The organism is Paenibacillus sp. 1781tsa1 (assembly GCF_024159265.1).
In the GTDB taxonomy this organism is placed as follows: domain Bacteria; phylum Bacillota; class Bacilli; order Paenibacillales; family Paenibacillaceae; genus Paenibacillus.
Genome location: NZ_JAMYWY010000001.1, coordinates 1,554,304 through 1,579,657 on the forward strand (window position 1 = coordinate 1,554,304; position 25,354 = coordinate 1,579,657).

The window sequence follows — 25,354 nt, forward strand, 5'->3', positions numbered from 1 at the left end:
CAGGCCTTAGCGTATTCTCTTAAGGTGAATCAGATCAGATGAGGTACACGGTCTGTACTGAGTTAGCTCGCTTTTCATGCTTTTTTTATTTCGCTTTCAGCTTCTATTAAGGTAGCGGAGGTATGATAATTCTTGTAAACCCCTTCTCGTGTTAAATAGATGTGTGACTGACCCCGCCGGGCGCCGGCGGGGTATTTTTTTTGTGAACTAAGTCATCTGTTACAATAAAAAGTATTTAAATGTAAATTAAATGTGATTAATGTCATTATTTAGTTTTATTTTCCATATTATAATAAGGTCACATCAAAGATTTACATACTATACAAATTCAAAGGAGCTGAATGAGCAATGGAAAAAGCAATTATTGTGGCAAACAAAGGTTGTGCAGCATGTTCGATCGGTGCAGCGTGTTTAATTGACGGTCCTTTGCCTGATTTTGAAATTTTGGGGATTACAGGAACATTTGGTCTGGTAGGTTAATTCAATGTTGAGTGTGGACAAGTTATAGGCAAAAAGGGGCATAGTGATATGCTCCTTTGCTGCTATTATCCATTGTAAAGGTGGGGTTTGTCTTGATCTATCAATATCCGCATTTAAGTGCAAAGGTGAGATTACATCAGTTGCCCACAGGAGGCATGATTGAAGTCAATCACATGAATGCCAATGCTGACGGCAATGATCTGGAATATATGGATCTGAATCAGACTGCCTATGAGTTATGTTCACAATTTTGTGGAATTCAAACCGCAGAGCAGGTTCTCGAATCCCAATGCAGTAAATATGGTGAGAACAAGGAAGACCACAGAGACTGGTATGAAGATATGTTGCAAATGTTAACCGGGAAACAAATTGTCGAGTGGAGTGATGCACCTTTCCGGTGGGACATCATCACCAGTGGTACAAATCTCTTTCCGACTCCCCTTCATGCCACAATTGAGATTACCCACAAATGCAACCTGAGGTGTGAGCACTGTTATTTGGAGGCTTCACCAGAGGCAGAGGGAATCATGAGTCTGACTTCTTTCAAAAATTTATGTAATCAGTTGTATGAGCGAGGCGTACTCACGTTGGAGATTACTGGGGGAGAGGTGTTTGTGCATCCAGAAATACGTGAAATGCTTGAATACGCCCTAGGCAAATTTAAGAAGATCGGATTGCTGACGAATGGTACACTTCTCAAAAATGAGATTTTGGAATTATTGGATAAATATAAAAATAAGATTATAATTGGGATATCTTTGGATAGTGTCCATCCCAAAACACATGATCAGTTTAGAGGGCGTAAAGGTGCATTTGAACGAACATGCAAGACAATTCAACTTCTTGCGGGACGACAATTATATGTACGGGTAGGGATGTCCATCCATCCAGGGAACATGTGGGAGCTTAAAGAGATGGCTTTTCTGGTCAAGGAATTAGGTGCTGCTGCATTTTCGTATAACTGGGTGGATGATTTTGGTCGAGGCAAACATATGATGCTGGAGAAGAACAGGGAAGAGTACAGAAAGTTCATTGATTATGAACAGGAATTAATTGAGGAATTCCGTGGCTTGATTCCTGTGGTCCCCTATGAGAGAAAAGCGACGTCTAACTGCGGGGCAGGCTGGCGCTCCGTTCTGATTGATCCCAACGGGAATATCAGACCCTGCGCCCTGTTTCCAAAAGAGTTCTCCCTAGGGAACATATTTAAACAAACATATGAAGAAATTTTTGATTCGAAGCTTGTTCATACGCTGTGGAAAGTGCAATCTCCCCGATTTAGCGACGCCTGTCAAAAGGATTGCCCGTCCCGCGGATATTGTGGCGGTTGCTATCTGAAAGGAATCCATTCCAATGCCAAGCAAGAAACAAGCTGTCATTGGATTACGGATAACAACCTTGAAACAGTTGTAGTGGCAATGAGATAACAGCAGAGGGAGTGTAAACGATGAAACCGGAACAGAAAAAAATGGTGATGCTCTTAGTTGCTCTTGTTTTTATCGCTGGAGGAGTGGTGTATACCGTAAAAGGTGACTATTGGTTCGGCATTCTTTTTGTTTTAATAGGGTTGCTTTTTGGGATGCGTGGGTTTAGGGGCAAAAAAGGATGATTGTGGATCTAAGCAAAGTAAGTGCCTGGTATACCCCGGGTGTTCCGGTATTGGAGGAAGTGGATTGGGTACTGAAGCCAGGCAAAATTTATGGTTTGCTTGGCATGAATGGTGCGGGTAAAACGACGCTGCTGCATGTACTGACAGGCCTTCACTCCCGTTTTAGTGGCGATTGTTTTGTTGGCGGTTGTAAACTGGATTCTCAATCCTCTGCCGATAAGCTGAATTTTTCTAAAAAGCAACGTTATTTTGCCCCGGATGCACCACAATTGTTTGAAGAGATGACGGCTTTTCAATACATGGATTTTGTTACTCGAATCTATAAAAAGGCTTGGAATAAAGCTTATTTTCACGAATTGGTTCACCTATTTCGTTTCACAGAATACGTTGATCGCACGATTGGTGAGCTATCTTTGGGGAATCGCCAAAAAACCGCCCTAATAACCGGATTTTTAGTGGAGCCACCTCTGTACATACTGGATGAACCCTTGAATGGTCTGGACATTGAATCCATTGATTCATTGGAGCAGCAGATGAAAGTTTACACGAGCAATGGAGGGACGGTGATTTTTTCCTCTCATTTATTAGAGATGGTAGAACGATTCTGTGATGAAGCTTTTATCCTCAATGCTAAACGAATTCAGGCCCGGATTGATCTGAACGAAGGGGAAGATCTGAGGGGCAAACTAAGGCAAGTGATTCATGATGGATAATTCGATCTGGAAGCATGTATTCACTGTGATTTGGCTCCGCTTCTATGGCAAGTATCAGTGGAGGGATTGGGCGCGGACATGGATCGGTTTGCTTATACTGATCGGGTTCGAATTCTATCTGATCCTTCATGCGAATCTTACGGGTGAGCTGCTTAGCGCTAGATTTATAGGCTTGGCTGTCATTGCGAGCAATGGATACATGACATTGATGATGACGGGGGCACAGTGGAAGGAACAATGGATGGAGCGGTTTCGTGAGCTTCCTGTGGATGGTCGGACTTTTTGGATATCATGGACCGTTTTTTGTTTTATCGATTATTCACTACGAAGAACGATCTTTTTTTATCTGTTTCCATTGTTTCTGTTCATTAACGGACAAGTCGAATGGTTTCAAGCTGGGGTATGGATGGCTACCTTTGCTGTCTTCACCTGGTACGGTATCACTGCGGGCAGTGTCATGAGCACATGGGGGCTCCAGCGTCAGGGCTTGCGGTGTGGGTTGCATGGAGTGATCGCTGTTCTTATGGCTGCGATCGTATTATGGTCTTCACAATGGGCAATAGGAGCCTGCCTGCTATATATCGTCTGGTGTTGGTGGCATGAGTTTCCGCTTATGTTGCGTCATTCAGTGTATCGACAGGGTTCGAAGGCCAAACCGGAGAAGAATCCGTTATCCGTATCATTTTATAAACGCGAGTGGAAGCGCTTTTTGACCTCACCGATGATGCTTGTGAATTGGATGGTGTTTGTGGCTTTTGTTTTGTTCTTTACCTATCAATTTTTGCAATCGGGTTTTCGTGAGGCGCAGATCTTAATGATAGGTTCCTGCTTTTTTTTACTTTTGAGTTCACCCATTGCCTTATTATTTTCGATTGAAAAAAAAGTTCGTCTATTATTGTTGTCCCTGCCATTATCGCGAAAAAGAGTGTTTTGGAGTAAGTACCGATTTTATATTGGTTTGCTGATGGGCGGATTTCTGATCATTCTATGCTTTATGTCGGTTGTTTACTCAATTCGCCCTGGATGGAAGCTGACGCTGGAGTGTTTGTTACTTTTGGCTGTTTGTGGGGGCATTCGATTAAAGGCGGACGAACTTAGGCCCAATCTGTCATGGGTCAATGAGCAAAAGCTATGGAGCGGGTACGGAAAATATCGCTCTGTTGTCTATTGTCTCCCAGTTCTGGCTGTAGCTTTACTGCCCTCATATTGGGGCTTAATTCTCGTGCCATTGATCGGTGCGGTCGTTTACTTGACTGCATTACGCCGAAAAAACGGGGGGTTTTATGATGCGTAATATGGAAGGGTCATCCATCTTGTTACCTGACAGTTATGTGATGAATACAACACAATATGCAACGATATCACTAAGTATAAGTAGACAAAATCCAATTAAGAATGACAAAGGTTTCGAGCAAACCCAACTGTTTTTTTATATCTTGGGCCAATTGCGCAAACAGCAGCTCGCTCAAAAATATGGCGGGCTCTTTGGTCAAGCCTTTATGTACTCCACCGGAGTTTATTTTGGAGGGAGAAACCATGTATGGGGGCTAAGGATTCCCGATGCGAGGTATTTGGACCTTGGGGAGGAGCTGATTGGATGCCTGCTGACAGAGCTCTTATCTTTAGATGCAGATTGTTCTCCTTCAGAAGAAGTAAGGCTGTGGGAACAGGCCAGAGGAAATTTGATTCAGCGGGTGGAACGAATATTCAATGATCCCCTTTTATACGCTGCATCTCGTTATCTTGAATATGTAACAGGTGCGACGGAGTCAGGAACGGGTGTACAGGGGAGTTATGAAATCTATTCAGCGCTAAGTTACGTGGAATGGTCAGAGCATAAAAGGATAGCGATGCATAACATGCAACAATTCCGCACCAATATCACTCTTCTGGGGGATTTATCCCAGGCAGACCCTGAGACTGTTTCCCAATTGAGTCAAGGTGATCATCGGACTGAACAGAAGTCTGGGTACATTAATAAGCAGTTTCAGACTCCGTCCATTCCAGCTGCGCAGGAATGGACGGAGTCTACAAAGCTAATTCAGAATCAAACTATTATCATTGGCGGCTTCCGATGCAACAATAAGTATGGATTTAAAGATCATATTTATGCAAAAATGCTGGATGGCTGGATGGGGAAATATGGAGATCCTTACTTGCTTCAAACTTTGCGTTCGGCTCCAGTATCGGCTTATCATGCGGGAAGTCGTTATGATATGATGACAGGCATCTGGCTTATCTCAGCCTGCGTCCGTTCAGGGATGGAGAGGAATGCAGCTAAGATCATAAAACACTGTCTGGAACAACAAGTGCTTACATCATCGCGGCTTGAAACGATTAAAAAGGGATTGATCGAGGAACTCATGTTTATATTGGATAAACCGGAAGGCAGAATGGCCTATGGCCCGATTTTGAGAACGTATAACATACAAGTTAGTGATATTTTTCACTTGGTGAACGAAGTGACATCTTCTCAATTACAGCGATTTGTAGATAAACAAGTGCAGTTTGGCGGAGTTTACTGGTTAAAGGGGGGGCGTTGATGAAGCTGAAACGTTTCTTTCATGAGGCAGACAGTAAAATGACCAAGGAGATGTATGCTGATGGACTCCAAGTGTGTCGTGTTGATATGTCCACTTCGGGCTTCACATTGCTCAATTTACAGGTGAATTGTGGTGCGAAAGATAGTTTTGATCCTTCCCGGAATAGATCCATTCCTTACGGAGCAGCGCATTTTGTGGAGCATCTTTTTTTCTGGGATCGGGGGATAAGCCTCTACGAAAAATATGCGGATAGGTACACGTTGATGAATGCGTTCACGACCTTTCTGCATACACACTATTTATGTATATCTAAACCGGATAATGTTTACGAGAACGCGCTGATGTTATATCAACAGGCGACAAGGAATGTGTGGGATTTTACACGGTTTGAAGACGAGACTGCACTCATTCTAAGCGAAATTGAGACTGCATTTATGCAGTCGGGCATAACTAGACTGTACCATCTGTTGGCAGGTATGTATCCCGACGATGCTTATTCGATCTATCCGGCTGGAAGGGATGTGGATATTCGTTCCATGACAGTTCCTCAGTTAAAGGATATGATACACCGCTTCTATCAGCCTAGCAACATGATCATGTTTGTTCTGGGCAATCAGAATCATAGTCGTAAGGGTAAGGCGAGTCCACTCCGATGGATTGAACAAGAGCCGATGAACAAAGGGAAAGAGAGTTCAATAAATGCTCACTTTAAACCGATGGTGGCCAAAAGTTTTTCCTGTAGATTTCTGCCCGAAAACGACAGGCATGAGACATGGATTGGTGTAGTGTTCCCAGGTCCGTCTGCAGAGGCTACCTCCCATGAGTATTTGCGGTATGCAGTTCGACTTGAACTGTTTGTTGTACTTTTGCGTCAGAAGAGTGAGGAGCAGTTTGAATGCAGTTGGTGTTCTGAAGCGGGCATTCATCATCTCATCCTCATAAGTCGCAATGTGGAGCCATATGGGCAGCTCAGGCAGCTTTTACTCCAAATCAGCAAGGTTATGGATGATGAACAGGTGGGGCAGATCAAAGAAAATCTGCTAATCAAAATGATCTATGATTGGGACTATCCTTCCAGATGGTTGGAGCATGTCAAACGAATATGTAATGCTAATAGCACGTTCACAGATCTCTACCGAGCTGTCCAGATGGTAGATGCTCAGGAGTTGTCCGCTTTTGCAGTATATATGGAAAGGGAGCTTGATCAGATCACAATCGAGGCGGTTGTCTCATGAAAAGGATAAGTGGAACGATCCGGTTGGTATTGGGCACAACCATTGGATTAGGTATCTTGTATGGGACGGGGGTAAGCACAGCCCTTTTAAATGTTGCTGCTTCCAGCTTGAACAGGATCAACAATCCTTGGATATCCGTTCTTCTGCTGGCTGTGTGTTCATTTGTTATATTGTATCCCAGCTTGGCTTATATGAAACGTACCTTTGGGGCGATGAATCGCATGAACGCCGAATGGTTATCTATTCAAAAAAAACATATGGAATGCTGTCAGGTTTCCGAAGCAGAGCACTGTGAAGCATACAATGCTGAGGTTACAGAACTAAGGCAGCGATACCAGACGTTAAGTTCATCTCGAATTCTAAAGGTGCTGCTGGTTCAGGTTATTCTCTTTGGTGCATTTCTTGGCATTGCGAGCCGAATTCGACAGTCGGAAACAGGGGAAAGAACGTGGGACGCCTTACCTTGGTCCATATCATGGCTTCTTACTCTTATTGTCCTTGTCTCTATGATCTGGATCATGCGCGGGTGGCTGATAAAGCTATGGCATCGGGGAAAATGGGTTGCTATAGCGATATCTCTCGTATTGATAACGATTTGCCTGAAGCTTTCTTTTGCTGAGCAGTTGTATCTATTGTTATGGTTTGCTTTGCAGATGTTATATGATTATTATGCTGCATTTCGTGGCAGACATATGGCTTAGTTCTAACTAGGGAATACCTCCGTCAATTCGATGGAATGCATAGATGTGTGACTGACCCCGCCGGGCGCCGGTGGGGTATTTTTTTGTTTTATTTTCAAATAAACAAAAGTGATCAAAAATAAATAAAAGAATATTCTGTGTTTGTTATTGACTAACAAAGATAAACAAAGGTATAATGAATGTGAAAAAAGGAACTTACCTTGTACGTGGCAAGCATATGATTTTTAATATAAGGAGAGATTGATCATGAACGTGACCCTTACGAATGACACAACACAGGCTGCAGGTTTCGATATTCCATTTGTTCGAGAGATGGCCGAGATTACACAGCATATGTGGAAAAATGGCTGGGATGAGCGCAATGGCGGTAATGTCAGCTATCTGCTGGAGGAAGAGGAAGTTGCCCAATATATCGATATCCATCATGTGATTCGCAAGATTAAACCGGCATTTTCGGTGCAGGAGCTGGCAGGCAAGTATGTTATCGTGACCGCATCGGGCAAATATTTCAAAAATGTACTCGCTGATCCCGAGAGCAATTTGGGATTGCTGCGTGTATCGCAAGATGGACAGGAGCTGGAAGTACTCTGGGGATTGAAGTCGGGGGCGAATCCAACGAGTGAATTACCTACGCATTTCATGAGCCACATTGAACGTTTGAAATTGGACCCGAACCACCGGGTTGTTATGCACAACCACGCCACTCATGTATTGGCCATGACGTTTATCCACGAATTGGATGAGGCGAAATTCACAAAGACCCTCTGGCAGATGTGCACCGAGTGTGTAGTTGTATTCCCGGATGGCATTGGCATTATTCCATGGATGATTCCTGGGTCGAACGAGATTGGCCGGGAAACGGCTGAGAAAATGAAGGAATACCACGCGGTCATCTGGCCGCAACATGGCATCTTTGGAACAGGTACAACGATTGACGAGGCTTTTGGGCTGATTGAGACCATTGAGAAGGCAGCACAGGTGTATATGCTGGTTGCTGGTCACGAGATCCGGCAGAGAATTACGGATGAACAGCTGACTACCCTGGCGCAAGCGTTTGGTGTCATCCCTCGTCCTGGTATTCTCGGCAGTTAACATAGTCAACGCATAGATCAAGGAAGTGGTCTTTGGTTCATTGAACCGAAGACCATTTCCTTTTTTTTGACGAGCAAACGTCGTTTTGGTTCAAAAAAGTTCAAATTGCTGAAAAAGGATGGCTTTGTTATCGATTATTGAATCGTAGAATCCATTATCACGCGCTTGCGAAATTCGGGTGAAATGACGTATTGTCAACGGCTCTGCGATTTTGCATAATAACAATGCTTCACAGATGAGAGACGGAAGGAAGTTATGATCATGCTTGGCAAAATGAAGAGAATCTTAATAGGCAAGCCAATGAAATCGGCTGAACTGGATGGAGAAAAATTAGGGAAATGGAAGGCACTCGCCATCCTGTCCTCTGATGCCTTATCGTCCGTTGCCTACGGTACGGAACAGATTTTGCTGGTGCTCGTAGCGGCCGGATTCGCCGCCCTTTGGTACTCTGTTCCGATTTCAATCGCCGTGCTGGGATTACTCGTCATTTTAATTTTTTCCTATCGCCAGACGATATTTGCTTATCCAACAGGGGGCGGCGCTTATATCGTAGCCAAGGATAACCTGGGTACAACATCCAGCCTGATCGCCGGAGGATCTCTGCTGGTCGATTATATTTTGACCGTTGCGGTAAGTTCGTCCGCAGGCACGGATGCGATTACATCGGCTTTTCCTATGCTGCATGACTACAGTGTTGTGATTGCACTCATTATGATTGTTTTTCTAACGATTATGAATCTGCGGGGAGTGACGGAGTCGGCGTCTGTGCTGGCGATCCCCATATATCTGTTTATCTTTTCGATTGCAATTCTGATTATCTCGGGCGGAATCAAATTTCTTGCCGGGGGCATGGAAGCAGCTGCACCAGAATTCGGAACAAGTCTATCCCATGTGAGTATGTTTCTGTTATTGAAAGCATTCAGCTCCGGATGTTCGGCCTTGACTGGCGTGGAAGCGGTAAGTAACGCGATCCCGAACTTCAAGCAGCCTGCCGAGAAAAATGCCGCGGGTACATTACTGCTTATGGGTTGTATATTAGGAGCCATGTTCATCGGCATCACCTTACTGGCTTATGGGTACGGAGTGAAGCCTGATCCCAAAGCAACGGTCATTTCCCAGATTGCTGAAGCGACGTTTGGCAGGGGCACGATGTATTTTATCATTCAGGGTGTAACGGCACTAATCCTGTTCCTGGCTGCCAACACAGCATATTCGGCTTTCCCGCTACTATCCTTCATGATGGCGAAGGACAAATACATGCCGCATGCATTTATGGTCAGAGGAGACCGCCTTGGTTTCTCGAACGGGATCATTTTTCTTAGTGTGATGTCTGCGCTGCTGGTGGTCGGGTTCAAAGGAAATACGGAAAGCCTGATTCCGCTCTATGCGGTAGGGGTGTTCATTCCATTTACCCTGTCACAGCTCGGCATGATGATTCGCTGGATCAAAGTCAAGCCGTCCGGCTGGCAGATGAAACTGCTCGTGAATACGGTCGGTATGCTGACTACATTATCGATTACCCTGATCTTTATTTTCACCAAGTTCACGCAGACATGGGTCATCTTTATCTTTTTGCCGGTCGTTGTCTATGTATTTATGCGCATTCACCGTCACTATTGCAACATTGCTGATGAGCTGCGAATTGACATTCAGGTGGAAAAACCAGCCCACAAAGGCAATACCATTATCATTCCTGTCGCAGGCATTACCCGGGTCGTCATGAATACAATCAGTTATGCGCAGACGATGTCGGATCACGTGGTTGCGCTGTATATTGGATTCGATGATGAGGCCATACGCAAGATGGAGCAGAAGTGGGAAGAGTGGAATCCAGGTGTTCGTCTGGTCGTGATCAAATCGAGATACCGCAGCATTATGGGGCCGCTGAAGAAATTCATTGATACCGTAGAGTGGAAAACGGCAGAGACCGATCACATCACCGTATTGATTCCGCAATTCATCACCAAGCACTGGTGGCAAAATGTACTGCACAACCAGACCAGCTTCATGATCCGGGCCTATCTGATCAATTATAAAGACGTGATTGTCACCACGGTGCCATATCATCTTAATCGTTAACTCGAACGGTTCAACGCTTCACCCCGTTTGGAAGATTTACAGATTATTGTAAAATGAGTCACGTTCTTTAATAGGTATACGTTCATATTCCATTTACACATCGAACCGCAAGGATATCTCCAAAAAGGAGAGTTCTTGCGGTTTTTTTGTCGTGAAATCCGGTCTAGATACCGCTTTCGTATGGATGCACATTTGCGTAAAGTCCCTTGTCTATGATTAACGTTACGTTGATTCAGAATGAATTTTGCTGTGACATTCGACTCTTACACTAGATAACGTGGTGCTGAAGTGGATGTAACCTTTCACACACACTGAATGCGTGAAACAAGGGGGAAGAAAATCCGATGAGTGAGCTTGATAACCGGATCAGCTTGCCCGCGGCCAAACGGCGCGTATCCGGTACGAGTGAGCGCCGGGCAACCTCGCTGCGTGTGCAGCGAATGCGGGAGAATCTGCTGGCCTATGGTTTCCTGGCACCATCGCTGCTTTTGTTTGCAGTGTTTTTGTTTTATCCGATGTTTAAGTCCGTGTACCTCAGTCTGCATTCCACAGATCCGACGGGGCAGATTGCGGCTTACGTGGGGCTGGATAACTTCAAGGCGGTGTTCCAATCGGGACTGTTTATGCAAGGCATGAAAGTAACGTTACTATTTGTCCTGTTTACAGTACCTACGGGTATGCTGGCTGCTCTGATTCTGGCTGCATTGACTCACAACCGTTTCAAGGGAATGCGTGTATTCCAATTTGTGTTCTCTCTGCCCGTGGTATTATCGGTCGGTTCTTCAGCGGTCATCTGGAAGTTTCTATTCCATCCGACCCTGGGCATGCTGAATTATCTGCTTGGCAAAGTAGGCATTGACCCAATCCCCTGGCTTACCAGCCCGGACTGGGCATTGATCTCGATCTCCATCATGACCATCTGGATGAACCTCGGATTTAACTACATTATTCTATCTAGTGGTTTGGCAGGCATACCCGATGAGATCTACGAGAGTGCCAAGATTGATGGCGCAGGAGCATTGCTTACGTTTCGTAAAATCTCAATGCCGCTACTGTCACCAACGTTATTTTTTGTTACGGTCGTATCGATTATTGGTGCTTTTCAATCGTTCGGTCAGATCAACATTCTAACCCGGGGTGGCCCGATGGATAGTACGAATGTGTTCGTCTATTCCATCTATCAGGAAGCCTTCGTTAATTTCCGCTTTGGTACAGGTAGTGCACAGGCACTGATCCTGTTCGTGGTGATTATGCTGCTGACCCTGATCCAGTTCAAATGGGTAGAAAGGAAAGTGCATTACCAATGAGTGCAACTTGGACCAAAACGCTGTTGTATGGATTACTGACGATCTGTGCAGCGCTTGTGCTGTATCCGGTGATGTACACCTTTTTCATGGCTGTCATGACGCCGGAAGATGCGAGCGCTTATCCGCCGCATATCATTCCAAATTCCATCGATCTGTCCAACTTTAGCGAAGTATTCGATATTGTTCCGATCGGTCGATTTATCGGTAATACCTTCCTTGTCGCAGGACTGACAACAATTGGTCAATTGATTACAGCGAGTATGGCGGCCTATGCTTTTGCGAAAATGCAGTTCAAAGGCAAAAACGTCATCTTCAGCATGTTTGTCGCAACGATGATGATTCCATGGGAAGTAACCATGATCCCAAATTACCTCACGGTTCGCAGCTGGGGTTGGCTGGATAGTTATCAAGGGCTTACAGTGCCATTTCTGGCAACGGCGTTTGGTACATTCCTGCTCAGACAGTTCTTCATGCAGCTGCCCAAGGAGTTGTTCGAGGCAGCGAGGATCGACGGTTGTGGTCATATTCGCTATTTCATATCGCATGTCTTGCCTTTGTCCCGTCCGGCACTTGGTACACTGGCAATCTATTCATTCTTAAGCATGTACAATTCGTATCTTTGGCCGCTGCTGGTGACAAATACACCGGAGATGAGAACCGCACAGATCGGGATCTCGATGCTGGAGTTCCAGGAATCCACCGCGTGGAATCTGGTATTTGCCGGAACCGCAATGGTGATTCTACCATCCTTACTGTTATTGATATTCGGGTTGAAGCAGCTTGTCCGCGGAATGGCCGCAGGCGCACTGAAGGGGTGAGAAAAGAAAAGTTTAAAACTATTAAAATGAAATTGAAATTCTGAAGGTTTTGATCTAAAGATTTTAATTTAGAGGTTTTGAATTAAACCTTGTATCTTCGTACAAGGTCTTAAGGATTGGATACCAGGAGCGAATAAATGAGGCTCACATTTTCAATAAGTCTCTTGAAGAGCTGCAAAAGTAGTGAAGGAGAAGAATCGATTCTGAAGAAGCGAAGCGTTCGCCTTTATCACCGGATTTTCCCCTTTGAGAGGGGGAATGAAAAAATCCGGGGATAACAGCGATCAAAAGAACGATTCATATCCGGAACGGCCATCTTGCAGCACCTATGCACTTATGATTACGCGAGCCATATAAAAGGAGAGCGATTTCGGTTGAAAAAAAAAGGAACATTTGCATTAATGCTGGCAGCACTCATGTTGGTCATCTCCGCGTGCGGAACAAAAGCTGAAATAAGCAGCCCGGCGAGTGGAGCTCAAGCAGAAGCGGCTGCCGCCGAAACAACACAACTGACGTGGTGGCACTCCATGTCCGGTGCTGGAGAGAAAGCCATTAATCAACTCGCCTCCGACTTTAACGCCAGTCATCCAGACATTCAGGTGAAGCCCATTTATCAAGGGAAGTACGATGAGAGTCTGAACAAACTCAAAGCATCCATGGGCTCAGACAGCGGTCCGGACATTATCCAGGTCTATGAGATTGGCAGCAAGTTCATGATCGATTCCGGCATGATCACGCCGGTACAGCAGTTTATTGACAAGGACCAGTTTGATCTGTCTCAATTGGAGCCAAACATCATCCGATATTACACCATCGATGGCAAATTGAATGCCATGCCGTTTAACACATCAAACCCGATCCTGTACTACAACAAGGATATGTTTAAAGCAGCAGGTCTGGACCCGGAGAACCCGCCGAAGACGTATGAAGAGTTTGAGCAAGCAGCAAAAGCACTGGCGAAAGACGGTAAGCCAGGTGCGTCCATGGCGATCTACGGCTGGTTTATGGAACAATTCTTTGCAAACCAGAATGCAGATTATGTAAACAATGGTAACGGAAGAACCGAAACAGCTACAGAGTCTCTGCTGAATTCCGAAGCAGGCGTGAAGACGTTAACGTGGTGGAAAAAGATGATTGACGAGAAAACCCTCTCCAATCTGGGACGTAGCACAGACGATACAACAGCAGCATTTACCGCTCAGCAGATTGGTATGACCCTGGATTCCACGGCTGGCCTGCGTAAAATCGTAGAAGGTTCAGGTGGCAAGTTTGAACTGGGAACAGGCTTCCTTCCTCGTCCGGCTGATGCCAAAGAAGGCGGCGTTGTGGTGGGTGGAGCAAGCTTGTACATCATGAACAACAAATCGGAAGAACAACAACAAGCGGCATGGGAATTCATCAAGTACTTGGCTACACCAGAGGTTCAAGCGAATTGGAGTGTGGCGACAGGATACTTCCCTATTACGACAGCAGCCTACAATGAGCAAGTATTAAAGGATAATATGGCGAAGTACCCGCAATTCCAGACAGCCGTCGACCAATTACACGCTTCAGCAGATTCGACAGCAACATCCGGGGCTGTGATGGGCGTATTCCCGGAAGCTCGACAACTTGTCGAAGGAGCGATTGAAACCGTCCTGAATGGACAAGGTACACCACAAGAAGCATTGGATGCAGCAGCTAAACAAATTACAGACAAGATTGCGCAATATAACAGTACGGTGAAGAAATAACTGTAGGCTAATCTCACATTACAACCAGATGCGGCGATCATTCCTGATCGTCGTGTCTTTATGATTTTATGGATTTTAACCAGTGAGACTTAAGTTGGATTTTTCATGATGTATGGAGTCGTATGTGTTATCACAAAATGTCGAAAGAAGATAAAGTTTATATTCTTCATGTTAGTTTAACTGACTCAAATTAGTTTTTTGTGCACAGGAATGAGAGATGTAAGGTTCAAAAAGTCACAATTAGTGCCGAAATTTAGTCCTATTCGAAAGAATATTATAAGATTTAATATATTTCTGTGATGTATATGTTCTATTTTCTTTCATAGTGAAGAAATATTGTTTACACCAGTCTGTTATTCAGTTATCTTATATTTGAACTAATGTACAAGCTGTCTGAACAAATGATTGAAAATTCATAACATGGGGGTAGGAAAAAGATGCAAAGTAAGCAAATAAAGAGTTGGCTTCGATTATTCTTAGCTGTTGTGCTGTTGATTACCGGAGCTATACCTGCTGGCTTATTCAACAGCAAAGCCGCCGCAGCAGACGAGCCATTAACGGTTACACAGGCGCTCGCTCTTGGTTCGGATGATTCAACCGCTACAGTTGAAGGTTATGTTGTAGGGACCTACAGCAACGGTCCAAGTGTAAATTCGAATCCACCCTTTACTGTAGACACCAATTTTGCTATTGCGGATAGTCCAACCGAAAAAGATATTAGCAAAATGATGCCTGTTCAAGTACCCACATCTGCTCCTCGCAGCACGTTCGGACTACTAAGCAATCCCTCCTTGTATCAATCCAAAGTGCGTATTAACAACGGTACGTTATCTCAATATTTCACTTCTAAAGGTATTCGCTCCGTTGCATCAACAACCTTTCAACTCATTGATGACACACCGGAAACGGAAGTAGCCAATGTTACAGCTAACCCATCTCCAGGGGAAGTTCCGGCAGGAACACAGGTGACTTTAGGAACAACTACAGTCGGTGCTGCCGTATATTACAAGTTAAATGATGATAATACATTTCTTCCTTACACAGTTCCCATCACGGTAAATGATGCTTTACACATTGAAGCTTATGCACATAAAGAAGGCTTGCTGGATAGTGCAATTGCTTTATTTAATTACACCATCGTGGACAATACACCAATCTCAATCTCTGATGCCAGAAACAAACCGGAAAACGCTTCGGTTACCGTTCAGGGGATTGTCACCTACCGAGAGGAATCCGGAGGGATGGCGAATCTATACATTCAGGATGAGAATGCCGGTATCGTCATTCGGGGCACGGATTCAACCGTGGAGCCCGGTGACCGGATAGAAGCATATGGTCCGCTCACCATTTATAACGGTCTGCTCCAGATCGAGAAGGATAAAGCAGGATTTCCAGGCGGATACATCAAGATTTTAGACAAAGCACAAGAAATTCCTGAACCGCTTGTATTGACTTCCAAGGATTTTACACCTGCTGAAGGCGGAGGTAAGGGTGCGGGCGGCATTTATGAAGGAATGCTTGTCGAAGTTAATGGGGTTACAGTGACAAGAAGCAGTAGTTCCACCTTTTTTGCGACAGATATCGATGGTGGTGAGATCACGATCTATGCCAAAAATAGCCCCACTGCACTAGCAACAGGCAAAACATACGAAAAAGTGACAGGTGTCATGACTTACCACACAAGCTATGGTTTGGAACTAATCCCGCGTACAGCAACGGATGTTGTCGAAAATCTGCTTTCTGTTACAGCTAGTGTTCCGTCGGGCGGTATTGTCAAAGGATCAACCGTGACCTTATCCTCACCAACAGCAGGAGCGGAAATATATTATTCGGTTGATGGAACAGAACCAACCCAAACATCTACGATTTATAATGGCCCGATCACTGTAGACGAAGATATGGTTGTTAAAGCGATCGCCGTATCAGGTGGAAATACAAGTGATGTATATAGCTTTACTTACAAAGTTCTTCAGGAACTAAACAATCTAAGAATTCACGATATACAAGGAGCATCTCATAACTCCCTTTATGACGGTCTGGCTGTGCAAAATGTTGAAGGTATTGTGACTCATATTGTCAATGCAAGTTCGTTCTATATGCAGGAGATTCCTGGCATGGAAGATGACGACATAAAAACATCTGAGGGTATCCTTATTTATAAATCGACTCATGGCATGGCTGTAGGCAACAAAGTCAGCGTATCCGGTCAAGTGAAGGAATATGCGACAGCAACGACCGAGCTGGCGACAACAGAAATAGTGGCTACAGCGATTACGGTTGAAGATAGTAATAAAGATCTGCCTGAACCTGTGGTTTTGGGTGCTAACGGCCGAATGATTCCTACTGTAATTGATTCCGATCAATTCGGCGAGTTTAATCCGGATAAGGATGCTATTGACTTTTATGAGAGTCTAGAAGGAATGAGAGTACAACTCGATAATGCTACCATTATCGGTCCGTATTCCAGTGAACCGGGTCTCGCTGTTGTTGTAGATAATGGTGCGAACAATCCATTGCGCACTCCTGCGGGTGGTGTCATTCTGACAGGAGATGGTGTAGAGCCGTTTGAGAGTTCACTTAATCCGCAACGGCTGTTCATCAATAAAAAACCATCCCAAGCGGTCAAAACGGGAGACAAGCTGGATGGCTCTGTTAAAGGGGTTATGACATACTCCAATGGGAACTTTAAAGTGATTCCTGAGGGCAATCTTCCGGCAATCACGCCGAATTCTCTTGCACAAGCCATAACAAATATTCAACCTAAGGATGACAAATTAACGATTGCAACGTTCAATGTAGAGAATTTCAGTCAAAAGGATGGGGCTAGAGCGGTTAAAATTGGCGGCATTGTTGTGAATAATCTGAAAAATCCAGATATTATCGGCATTATGGAAGTGCAAGATAATGATGGAGCAACCGACAGCGGAACAACTGCTGCGGATGCGAGCTTTCAGACTTTAATTGATGCGATTGCTGCCAGAGGTGGTCCCACGTATAAATACACAGATATCGCTCCGGAAAATAACAAGGATGGCGGAGCACCAGGTGCCAACATTCGAGTTGGGTTCTTATATAATGAATCACGTGTGTCCTTGAAAGAAGGAATTAAAGGTAATGCGACAACAGCAATTCAGGTAGGCGCTGACGGTAGTCTATCTAATAACCCAGGTCGTATTGCACCGGAAGACGAGGCGTTCGCCAGCTCTCGCAAACCGCTTGCTGCGGAATTCGAATTCAATGGTGAACGTGTGGTGGTGATTGCCAACCACTTCAATTCCAAAGGTGGAGACCTGAAACCGTTTGGAAGCATACAGCCTGCCACTCGAGGCAGTGAAGTTCAACGTGCGAAGCAAGCTGCGTTGGTGAATGGCTTTGTGAAAGAGTTGCTGAACAAAGACCCAGAGGTAAATGTCGCTGTTCTCGGCGACTTCAATGATTTCCAATTCTCAAATACTTTGAACATTGTTGAGGGTAATGAATTGGACAATCTGGTAAACGAACTGCCAGAAAATCAGCGCTACTCCTATATCTATGATGGTAATTCTCAGACACTGGATCATATTCTGGTGAGTAAAAACCTGACTGAGACGGCAGCCATCGAAGTGGTGCATGTGAATGCCGATTTTGAGACAGCAGATGGACGGGTGAGTGATCATGATCCGCTGCTCGCCCAATTAAGTATCGGAGAGCCGGTGGAAGAAGGGGACTTCAACCTGCGCGTACTGCACACGAATGATACCCATGCGCATCTGGATAATATCCCACGCCGAGTAACCGCAATCAAGGAAGCGCGCAATGATAACACGTTGGTGCTGGATGCAGGGGACGTTTTCTCTGGCACATTGTACTTCAATCTGTTTAATGGTCTGGCTGATCTGGAGTTCATGAACATGATCGGATACGATGCCATGACCTTCGGTAATCATGAGTTTGACAAAGGTCCGAGCGTATTGAAAGCATTTATTGAAAAAGCAGAATTCCCATTTGTGAGCGCCAATATTGATTATTCAAAAGAGGCGAATTTGAGTGGTTTGTACAACAATAACATCGGAAATCCGGGTGAAAAATCCGAGATTTATCCGGCAATTATTACGGAACTGAACGGTGAGCGAGTCGGAATTTTCGGACTGACGACACCGGACACGGTATCTCTTTCTTCGCCGGGAGATGACTTGAAGTTTGTAGATTATAAAGCAAGTGCACAAGCAACTGTACAGATGCTGCAACATGAAGGTATCAATAAAATTATTGCTTTGACTCACTTAGGCTACTCAGAAGATCTCAAATTGGCTGAGGCCGTAGAAGGAATCGACATTGTGGTAGGCGGGCATTCACACACCATTCTGAACGCACCCGTTTTGGTGGATACCCATGCGGACCCAACTTTGGTTGTACAAACTGGTGAATATGACGTGTCTCTTGGTCAATTGGATGTTACGTTTGATGAAGCAGGTATATTGAAAAAGTGGAACGGCAAATTGCTGAGCCTGGATGCGAAAGATGCTAACGGTCAATTCGTCTATGCTGATGATGTGGAAGCCGCAAACAAGCTGAAAGAGTATGCTCCACTGTTGGAACAATTCAAGAAAACCGTTATCGGTAAAACAAATGTCTTCCTGGATGGAGAACGTGGTACTGTGCGGAAACAGGAAACCAATTTAGGAAACCTGATGACAGACGGTATGCTGGAAAAAGTGAAATCCATTGTGCAGGAGAATGATGTCAAAGGATACGTCGCAATTCAGAACGGTGGTGGCATTCGAGCTTCATTCCAGACAGGTGATATTACGCTGGGTAATCTCTTGACTGTGATGCCATTTGGGAATAATCTGTCTGCGTTGAAAATGACAGGTAAAGAAATCACAGCCGCGCTGGAAAATGGCGTTAGTGGTGTGGAAACGGGAGAAGGGCGCTTCCCGCAAGTGGCAGGCATGCGGTTCTACTACGATTCCACGAAACCAGGCGAAAAAATTGATGCCACGACCAACACCGTGACCCAAGTCGGGCAACGTATGGTCAAAGTTCAGATTAAAAATGCAGATGGGACGTACTCGGATATCGATCCGAACGGGTATTATATCGTTGCTACCAATTCATTCATGGCTAACGGTGGAGATTTCTATCGTGCGATGAGAACGGCGAAAGATGATAATCGATTCTACGAATTGAATCTGGTCGATTATGAAATCTTCCATGAACATCTGGACCGTGTAGGTACAGTTGATCAAAAGACGGAAGGACGCAGTACGGATCTTAAGGGCAAGCCGCTTCCTGGAGACGGAAATGGAAGCAATCCTGGTAATGGTGGTGGCAATAATGGCAGTAATCCGGGCAGTGGTAACAGTGGTGGAGGGTCTACAACACCTACTCAGCCGGTAACTCCAACCACCCCTACGAACCCTACTACGCCAACCGTTCCTGGTAATGGAGGAGGTACGAATCCAACCACTCCGGTTGTAGACCTGAAAGATATCGGGAATCACTGGGCTGCGGCTGCCATTGAGCAGGCCATTTCCCGGGGAATTGTGAACGGGTATCAGGATGGTAATTTCCGTCCGAATGCACCAGCCACCCGCGCCGAATTCATTGTTATGTTGGGAAGAGCATTTGAACTTCCAGCAAGCAACAAGGTATTGACGTTTAAGGATGCGGCTGGCATACCTGCGTGGGCGCAAACCTTTATTGCTCAGGCAGTGGAACAAGGCATCATTAGCGGGTATACGGATGATACCTTCCGTTCATCGGGCAAAGTATCGAGGGTAGAGATGACGGTTATGCTCGTCAGAGCACTCGGTCTTCCGGTACAGTCCAATCCGACACTGAGTTTCGCAGACGCAGATAAAGTACCAACGTGGGCTGTTCCGTATATCGCTGCGGCATATGATGCAGGACTGGTGAAGGGAACAGGGCAAAATAGATTTAACCCACTCGCCGAAGCAACACGTGCTGAAGTGGTGACCCTGCTATTGTCGGCAAGTGAGTTGCAGGCGAAATAATAAAGACTATTCAATTTTCCTATGAAAAGGAAGCTAAAACCAGTTTTAACCTTAAGCGCTAAACTCCTTTACACTATTGAAAACAGCTTGCAGACCTTCATCTGCAAGCTGTTTTTTTACTAATTAATGACTGTTCATTTTTACCAGAGGAAGGTATAGTAGACGGAATTATATGGAAGGAGTGTTAACATGCAAGATCAACCGGTATTAATCGCACTATTTGCCATCGCAGCAGGAATTTTTAGTTTGCTCGGAGGAATTAACAACTGGGACTGGTTTATGAAGAGCTTTCGAGCAGGGATCTTTGTGAAGACCATTGGACGGCAGGGCGCAAGAGTAGTATATGGTATTCTCGGTGTTGTCCTGATTGTCATTGGTGTACTGCTGTTACTGATTGGTAAAGTGTAGGAATAGAGAAGAAAGAAAAAAATGTAGAGCCCGAGTACATAATTCAGTTTCACAGCCTTTAATGTAGAAGGCAACGATTAGTACGTTTAGTTTTATGCTTGAGATTCGAGGTTACTTAGGGGTGGAGATTACCATTTAAAAATGTCTTGAAGCCCAAGCCTTATCCCCTGGGGAAAGGGAGCCGATTTTCTAAGGAACTCAGGACGACTTATTTCGCCTTCAGCTCTTCTTTTTACAAAGTAAGGAACATCAGACACCTTATTTGCTGGAATCCCTGTCAAAAACACTGCAAACGACTGTTTTATTCTGATATAGCGTGTCTCAGGTTCTTTAGATTTCTGGAATCACTTCATATCCTTGAATAAGGCGTCTCCGATTCGTTAGCACTTGTACTTGTTCTGCTCCAACCGTGAGTGTGTAGCTCACCAGATCCCTTCCAGAGAGCGAAGCCTTTCATTGAAAGGGAGACAACCCTCTTTAACGGCATTTCAGGTACATTGAGGTTTTCATTAGGTTTGAAGACTTTCCCAAGTAAAAGTTACACTCAAAAAGACCACCGAAAAATTTCGGTGGTCTTTTTACCAGATTCAGGTTTAACCATCTCAAACTGGTTTAATTATCTTTTAAATCTTCAATAGAGTTGATGTCCATATAGGTTGGTACAACCAGACCTGTTTTGGCACCGTCCATATTCGGACCCAGATCATCGATCTGATCCTTATACTTGTTGTAATAATCGGATGAAGTAAGTGGTAACCATGCGGCTGGTGTAGCATCTACATCACCGTTGGCGATGCCCGTCCACATTGGACCGATTTCAACTTGAAGAGAAGTTACATTGTAACCGAGTTTTTCCTTCAGAACATACTCCAGCAAGTTGGTACTTGCGATTTCGGAGTCCCAGGCTACATAACTTAGTTTGATGGGGTCACCATTCACTGGAGTTAGACCTTTGGTCCACTCAGCCACCTGGTCACTATGCTTTTCTGCATAAGCGGCAGCAGCTTGCTGAGCATCTTCTCCATTTTGAATAGCGATCATAATCTCACCCATCTCTTCAGTTGTCCAAGAGAAGCGGTCAAGGAATTCATAAGCGACAGGTTTGTCTTCCTTTAACCCTTTACGGGCAATGGTATGAATCTGTTCGGCTTCACCGTAAACGCCTTCCGGATCCTCCAGATATTTCAGGTCATATGCGTTGAACATCCAATGCGGTGTCCAACCAGTAACGATGACCGGTTCCTTATTTTTAACTGCTTTATCCAGCGTAGCTGTCATTGCGGCTCCTGAACCTTCAACCAGTTTCCAGTCAGACAAACCGTATTTCTCAATGGCACTTGCTGTAGATCTCATAATTCCGGCACCCGGATCGATACCGATAATTTGATGATTGACCTCTTTACCCACATTGGCACTTGCCGATGGAGCGGAGGAAGAAGTAGCACCTGTCTCCAGATCTGCAATCGAGTTCACTTCAGTCATATATTTAGGAACCACGAGGCCTGTGCGTACACCTGTCATATTGGCACCCAGATCGTCTACCTGGTCTTTGTAACGTTCCCAGTAGTCTGCGTGAGTCAATGGCAGCCAAGCTGCTGGAGAGGCATCTACGTCGCCTGAGGCAACACCCGTCCACATTGGTCCAGCTTCGACTTGAAGAGCATTAACTTTATAACCCAAGTTGTTTTCCATCACATATTTCAGCAAGTTGGTACTTGCGATTTCGGAATCCCAAGCCACATAGCTAAGTTTGAATGCATCACCGTTCACTGGAGTCAGACCTTTGGTCCACTCAGCAATCTGATCGGCATGTTTCTCAGCATATGCTTTCGCGGCTTCTTCTGGGGATGTGCCATCCTGAATGGCAGTCATCATTTCACCCATTTCATCCGATGTCCATTGGAAACGGGACAGGAATTCAAACGCAACAGGGTGATCTTCTTTCAGACCTTTACGAGCGATGGTATGAATTTCTTCAGCATCACCGAAAGATTTCTCAGGGTCTTCCAAATATTTTAGATCATATTTGTTGAACATCCAGTGCGGAGTCCAACCTGTAATGATGATTGGTTCTTCATTTTTGAGCGCTTTGTCCAGCGTGGCTGTCATGGCTGCACCAGAGCCTTCAATAAGAGTCCAGTCAGTCAGTTTATAGTCTTCAATCGCTTTTGCAGCAGACTTCATGATACCAGCCCCTGGATCGATACCAATAATCTGATAATTTACTTCTTCACCTACAGCATTGGCTGCTGAATTGTTGCCACCAGCGGAAGTTGTGCCACCAACGAAGTATTGTGAGAAACCAGCGACAAGCACAAGGAATGTAGCTGCAGCCGTGATCCATGCTTTTTGCTTTGCTGTAACGCGTGAGGTCTTTTTGCGACCTGGCATAAACAGATTTTGTGTAAAACGGTCCAATACAATCGCGAGTACAACAACGGCTAGACCGGCTTCGAAACCTTTACCGATTTGCAGCTGTGTTACCGCACGATAGACTTCCGCACCAATACCTTGTGCACCGATCATGGATGCAATAACAACCATGGATAGTGACAGCATGATCGTCTGGTTAATACCGGACATCACGGTAGGCAGAGCGAGGGGGAGCTGTACTTTAAATAACTTTTGCATGGAAGTCGAGCCGAAAGCATCAGCTGCTTCAACCAATTCGCCAGATACCTGTCTGATACCCAGATGAGTCAGACGAATCGTTGGTGGAATCGCAAAAATAACGGATGCGATAACACCTGGAACGACACCAAGGCTAAAGAATGTAACCGCAGGCAGCAAGTAGACAAATGCAGGCATTGTCTGCATGAAGTCAAGCAGCGGTGTAATAATGCGTGCTGCAGTTTTGCTATATGCCAGCCAGATTCCGACTGGAACCCCAATCAGAATGGAGATTAATCCTGAAGTAATAACCAAGCCGAGTGTGTCCATAGATTGGGACCAGTACCCGAGGTTATCTACGAGCAAGAATCCAATCACCGTAAATAGGGTAAGTGGGAGGCGACCCACAAGGAACGCTAGAACACCCAGTATCGCAATGAACAGAAGCGGATGGGGCAACATGAACAGCCCGGAGAAGAATCCGACCACTGCCTGAATAACAACAGAGATGACATTAAACAATCCGGAGAGCGAGGAGCTCATCCAGTCAACGATGGATTCAATCCACGATGCTAGTGGTATTTTGGGAATCATTCACAAGTTCCTCCTTTACTGCAACTTCACCGCTAAGTGCACCCAGCAGGGCACCGCGGACGATAACACCTTGCAGACGGCCAGTCTCACCAACAACAGCGAGAGGCACATGGGCTGAGCTTACCATTTCGAACAATTCATGAATCAGGGTCTCAGGAGCAACAGTCGGCCCGTCCGTGATCAGAATGTCGTTCAATACTTTATTTTCGCGCATCGCACGGGTAGCATCTTCAGCTGTGATGACACCAAGCAGTTTTTTCGAACGGTCAATGACAAACAGGTTGGAAATACCACGTTCGCGCATTAATTCGAGGGCAACACGAGGACCACGGTCAAGCGTAATGGTTTCAGGGCGACGCATTACGTGAGAGGCTGTAAGGACCTTGGACAGATCCACGTCTTCGACGAAGCGGGCCACGTATGAGTTGGCCGGTTGAATCATGATTTCTTCCGGTGTACCAATCTGCACAACTGCGCCGTCTTTCATGAGTGCAATCCGATCGCCGATGCGCAGCGCTTCGTCCAAGTCATGGGTAATGAAAATAATGGTCTTTTTCATTTTATCCTGAAGCTCGATTAATTCATCCTGCATATCACGGCGAATCAATGGATCAAGTGCACTGAAGGCTTCATCCATCAATAGTACTTCCGGGTCATTGGCAAGTGCTCGGGCCAAACCGACACGTTGCTGCATCCCGCCACTGAGTTCATCTGGCATTTTGTCTTCCCAACCTTTAAGGCCGACCAGCTCAAGTGAGGTTTTCGCCTTTTCGCGGCGTACTTCCTTATCTACTTTCTGTATTTCCAATCCATACTCCACATTATCAAGAACGGTACGGTGCGGGAATAACGCAAACTTCTGGAAGACCATGCTGATCGTTTTCCGACGCACTTCGCGCAATTGTTCTTTGTTCATCTTGCGTAGATCCTTACCATGGACCAGAATTTCTCCGGATGTTGGTTCAATCAGACGATTAAACATCCGAACCAGTGTGGATTTACCACTCCCGGACAGTCCCATAATAACGAAGATTTCGCCTTCCTTAATATCCATGTTGACCCGGTTGACACCAACCGTTATCTGTTTTTCTTTGGCCAACTTTTCTTTCCCCCAACCTTGCTCCAGTAATTGCAGACCTTGCTCGGTTTGGGGTCCAAACAATTTACTTACGTTTTTCACTTCAAGTATGGTCATGTTTTCACCCCTTCTGATGTGTTGTGCACTTCGAACGGCTTTCAGCATCCATAAGCCCATACACTTATGCGCCCAGCCACGAAATCCGGTAATTGTTGCTTCGCTTCCCGTCTTTCTGGGTAACGTTTTTAATACTAACAATACTTAACCAGTATATCAACTGAATAAACAGTACATAATGTTTGTACAGTAAAAACTGTACAAAGTTTTTCGTCCATATACTCCGTCGTTCTCCTTTTTC

General features: G+C 45.2%; 17 protein-coding genes. 15 read left to right on the top strand and 2 right to left on the bottom strand.

Annotated elements, in window-relative coordinates; all coding sequences use genetic code 11:
* The first annotated feature begins 348 nt into the window (after positions 1–348).
* The 15 genes from NKT06_RS06805 (at position 349) to NKT06_RS06875 (ending at position 20,714) form a co-directional block, all read left to right on the top strand.
* Positions 349–480, top strand: coding sequence for a subtilosin A family bacteriocin (locus NKT06_RS06805; protein ID WP_253431705.1), 132 nt, complete (start codon positions 349–351; stop codon positions 478–480).
* Positions 481–635: 155 nt separating this feature from the next.
* Entirely contained in the window at positions 636–1,907 is a 1,272-nt protein-coding gene (locus NKT06_RS06810) for a radical SAM protein (RefSeq protein ID WP_483311611.1), read from the top strand.
* 20 nt (positions 1,908–1,927) lie between these two features.
* Positions 1,928–2,089, top strand: a complete 162-nt coding sequence (locus tag NKT06_RS06815; RefSeq protein WP_253431710.1) for an antibiotic biosynthesis protein AlbB — start codon at positions 1,928–1,930, stop codon at positions 2,087–2,089.
* The gene (locus NKT06_RS06820; protein WP_253431715.1) at positions 2,086–2,802 is read left to right on the top strand and encodes an ATP-binding cassette domain-containing protein; all 717 of its coding nucleotides are present in this window, start codon (positions 2,086–2,088) and stop codon (positions 2,800–2,802) included. Before NKT06_RS06815 ends, NKT06_RS06820 begins: the two co-directional genes overlap by 4 nt.
* Positions 2,792–4,096 carry an ABC-2 transporter permease gene (locus tag NKT06_RS06825; protein WP_253431717.1) on the top strand — a complete coding sequence of 435 codons (1,305 nt, stop codon included), beginning with the start codon at positions 2,792–2,794 and terminating at the stop codon, positions 4,094–4,096. Before NKT06_RS06820 ends, NKT06_RS06825 begins: the two co-directional genes overlap by 11 nt.
* Entirely contained in the window at positions 4,086–5,345 is a 1,260-nt protein-coding gene (locus NKT06_RS06830; protein ID WP_253431720.1) for a peptidase M16 family protein, read from the top strand. The genes NKT06_RS06825 and NKT06_RS06830 overlap by 11 nt, the downstream gene beginning before the upstream one ends.
* A complete protein-coding gene (locus NKT06_RS06835) occupies positions 5,345–6,580 on the top strand; it encodes a peptidase M16 family protein (protein WP_253431723.1) in 1,236 nt (411 codons plus the stop codon). The genes NKT06_RS06830 and NKT06_RS06835 overlap by 1 nt, the downstream gene beginning before the upstream one ends.
* Positions 6,577–7,281, top strand: a complete 705-nt coding sequence (locus NKT06_RS06840) for a hypothetical protein (RefSeq protein ID WP_253431726.1) — start codon at positions 6,577–6,579, stop codon at positions 7,279–7,281. The genes NKT06_RS06835 and NKT06_RS06840 overlap by 4 nt, the downstream gene beginning before the upstream one ends.
* Positions 7,282–7,527: 246 nt before the next feature.
* A complete protein-coding gene (rhaD, locus tag NKT06_RS06845; RefSeq protein ID WP_253431730.1) occupies positions 7,528–8,373 on the top strand; it encodes a rhamnulose-1-phosphate aldolase in 846 nt (281 codons plus the stop codon).
* A 261-nt stretch (positions 8,374–8,634) separates the two neighbouring features.
* On the top strand, positions 8,635–10,452 hold the full coding sequence (locus NKT06_RS06850; protein WP_253431733.1) for an APC family permease: 1,818 nt from the start codon (positions 8,635–8,637) through the stop codon (positions 10,450–10,452).
* A gap of 344 nt (positions 10,453–10,796) precedes the next feature.
* On the top strand, positions 10,797–11,759 hold the full coding sequence (locus tag NKT06_RS06855) for a carbohydrate ABC transporter permease (protein ID WP_091015361.1): 963 nt from the start codon (positions 10,797–10,799) through the stop codon (positions 11,757–11,759).
* Positions 11,756–12,577, top strand: coding sequence for a carbohydrate ABC transporter permease (locus NKT06_RS06860; RefSeq protein ID WP_091015359.1), 822 nt, complete (start codon positions 11,756–11,758; stop codon positions 12,575–12,577). The genes NKT06_RS06855 and NKT06_RS06860 overlap by 4 nt, the downstream gene beginning before the upstream one ends.
* A 374-nt stretch (positions 12,578–12,951) precedes the next feature.
* Complete coding sequence (locus tag NKT06_RS06865; RefSeq protein WP_253431736.1) at positions 12,952–14,310, top strand: ABC transporter substrate-binding protein; 1,359 nt, start codon at positions 12,952–12,954, stop codon at positions 14,308–14,310.
* Between the two features lie 437 nt (positions 14,311–14,747).
* Positions 14,748–20,306, top strand: a complete 5,559-nt coding sequence (locus tag NKT06_RS06870) for an S-layer homology domain-containing protein (RefSeq protein ID WP_253431738.1) — start codon at positions 14,748–14,750, stop codon at positions 20,304–20,306.
* Between the two features lie 189 nt (positions 20,307–20,495).
* Positions 20,496–20,714, top strand: coding sequence for an immunity 17 family protein (locus NKT06_RS06875; protein ID WP_253431741.1), 219 nt, complete (start codon positions 20,496–20,498; stop codon positions 20,712–20,714).
* 612 nt (positions 20,715–21,326) lie between these two features.
* Here NKT06_RS06875 and NKT06_RS06880 read toward each other — a convergent pair.
* Both NKT06_RS06880 and NKT06_RS06885 read right to left on the bottom strand, forming a co-directional pair.
* Positions 21,327–23,918 carry a glycine betaine ABC transporter substrate-binding protein gene (locus NKT06_RS06880; RefSeq protein ID WP_253431744.1) on the bottom strand — a complete coding sequence of 864 codons (2,592 nt, stop codon included), beginning with the start codon at positions 23,916–23,918 and terminating at the stop codon, positions 21,327–21,329.
* Positions 23,884–25,113, bottom strand: coding sequence for a quaternary amine ABC transporter ATP-binding protein (locus NKT06_RS06885; RefSeq protein WP_253431748.1), 1,230 nt, complete (start codon positions 25,111–25,113; stop codon positions 23,884–23,886). Before NKT06_RS06885 ends, NKT06_RS06880 begins: the two co-directional genes overlap by 35 nt.
* Positions 25,114–25,354: the final 241 nt, after the last annotated feature.

What these genes read in the sequence shown, in the direction of transcription:
- NKT06_RS06835 (WP_253431723.1), top strand. Translation starts at nt 5,345, where the DNA reads ATGAAGCTGAAACGTTTCTTTCATGAGGCAGACAGTAAAATGACCAAG.
- NKT06_RS06860 (WP_091015359.1), top strand. Translation starts at nt 11,756, where the DNA reads ATGAGTGCAACTTGGACCAAAACGCTGTTGTATGGATTACTGACGATC.
- NKT06_RS06805 (WP_253431705.1), top strand. Translation starts at nt 349, where the DNA reads ATGGAAAAAGCAATTATTGTGGCAAACAAAGGTTGTGCAGCATGTTCG.
- NKT06_RS06850 (WP_253431733.1), top strand. Translation starts at nt 8,635, where the DNA reads ATGCTTGGCAAAATGAAGAGAATCTTAATAGGCAAGCCAATGAAATCG.
- NKT06_RS06875 (WP_253431741.1), top strand. Translation starts at nt 20,496, where the DNA reads ATGCAAGATCAACCGGTATTAATCGCACTATTTGCCATCGCAGCAGGA.
- rhaD (WP_253431730.1), top strand. Translation starts at nt 7,528, where the DNA reads ATGAACGTGACCCTTACGAATGACACAACACAGGCTGCAGGTTTCGAT.
- NKT06_RS06870 (WP_253431738.1), top strand. Translation starts at nt 14,748, where the DNA reads ATGCAAAGTAAGCAAATAAAGAGTTGGCTTCGATTATTCTTAGCTGTT.
- NKT06_RS06830 (WP_253431720.1), top strand. Translation starts at nt 4,086, where the DNA reads ATGATGCGTAATATGGAAGGGTCATCCATCTTGTTACCTGACAGTTAT.
- NKT06_RS06840 (WP_253431726.1), top strand. Translation starts at nt 6,577, where the DNA reads ATGAAAAGGATAAGTGGAACGATCCGGTTGGTATTGGGCACAACCATT.
- NKT06_RS06810 (WP_483311611.1), top strand. Translation starts at nt 636, where the DNA reads ATGATTGAAGTCAATCACATGAATGCCAATGCTGACGGCAATGATCTG.
- NKT06_RS06815 (WP_253431710.1), top strand. Translation starts at nt 1,928, where the DNA reads ATGAAACCGGAACAGAAAAAAATGGTGATGCTCTTAGTTGCTCTTGTT.
- NKT06_RS06880 (WP_253431744.1), bottom strand. Translation starts at nt 23,918, where the DNA reads ATGATTCCCAAAATACCACTAGCATCGTGGATTGAATCCATCGTTGAC.
- NKT06_RS06885 (WP_253431748.1), bottom strand. Translation starts at nt 25,113, where the DNA reads ATGACCATACTTGAAGTGAAAAACGTAAGTAAATTGTTTGGACCCCAA.
- NKT06_RS06820 (WP_253431715.1), top strand. Translation starts at nt 2,086, where the DNA reads ATGATTGTGGATCTAAGCAAAGTAAGTGCCTGGTATACCCCGGGTGTT.
- NKT06_RS06825 (WP_253431717.1), top strand. Translation starts at nt 2,792, where the DNA reads ATGATGGATAATTCGATCTGGAAGCATGTATTCACTGTGATTTGGCTC.
- NKT06_RS06855 (WP_091015361.1), top strand. Translation starts at nt 10,797, where the DNA reads ATGAGTGAGCTTGATAACCGGATCAGCTTGCCCGCGGCCAAACGGCGC.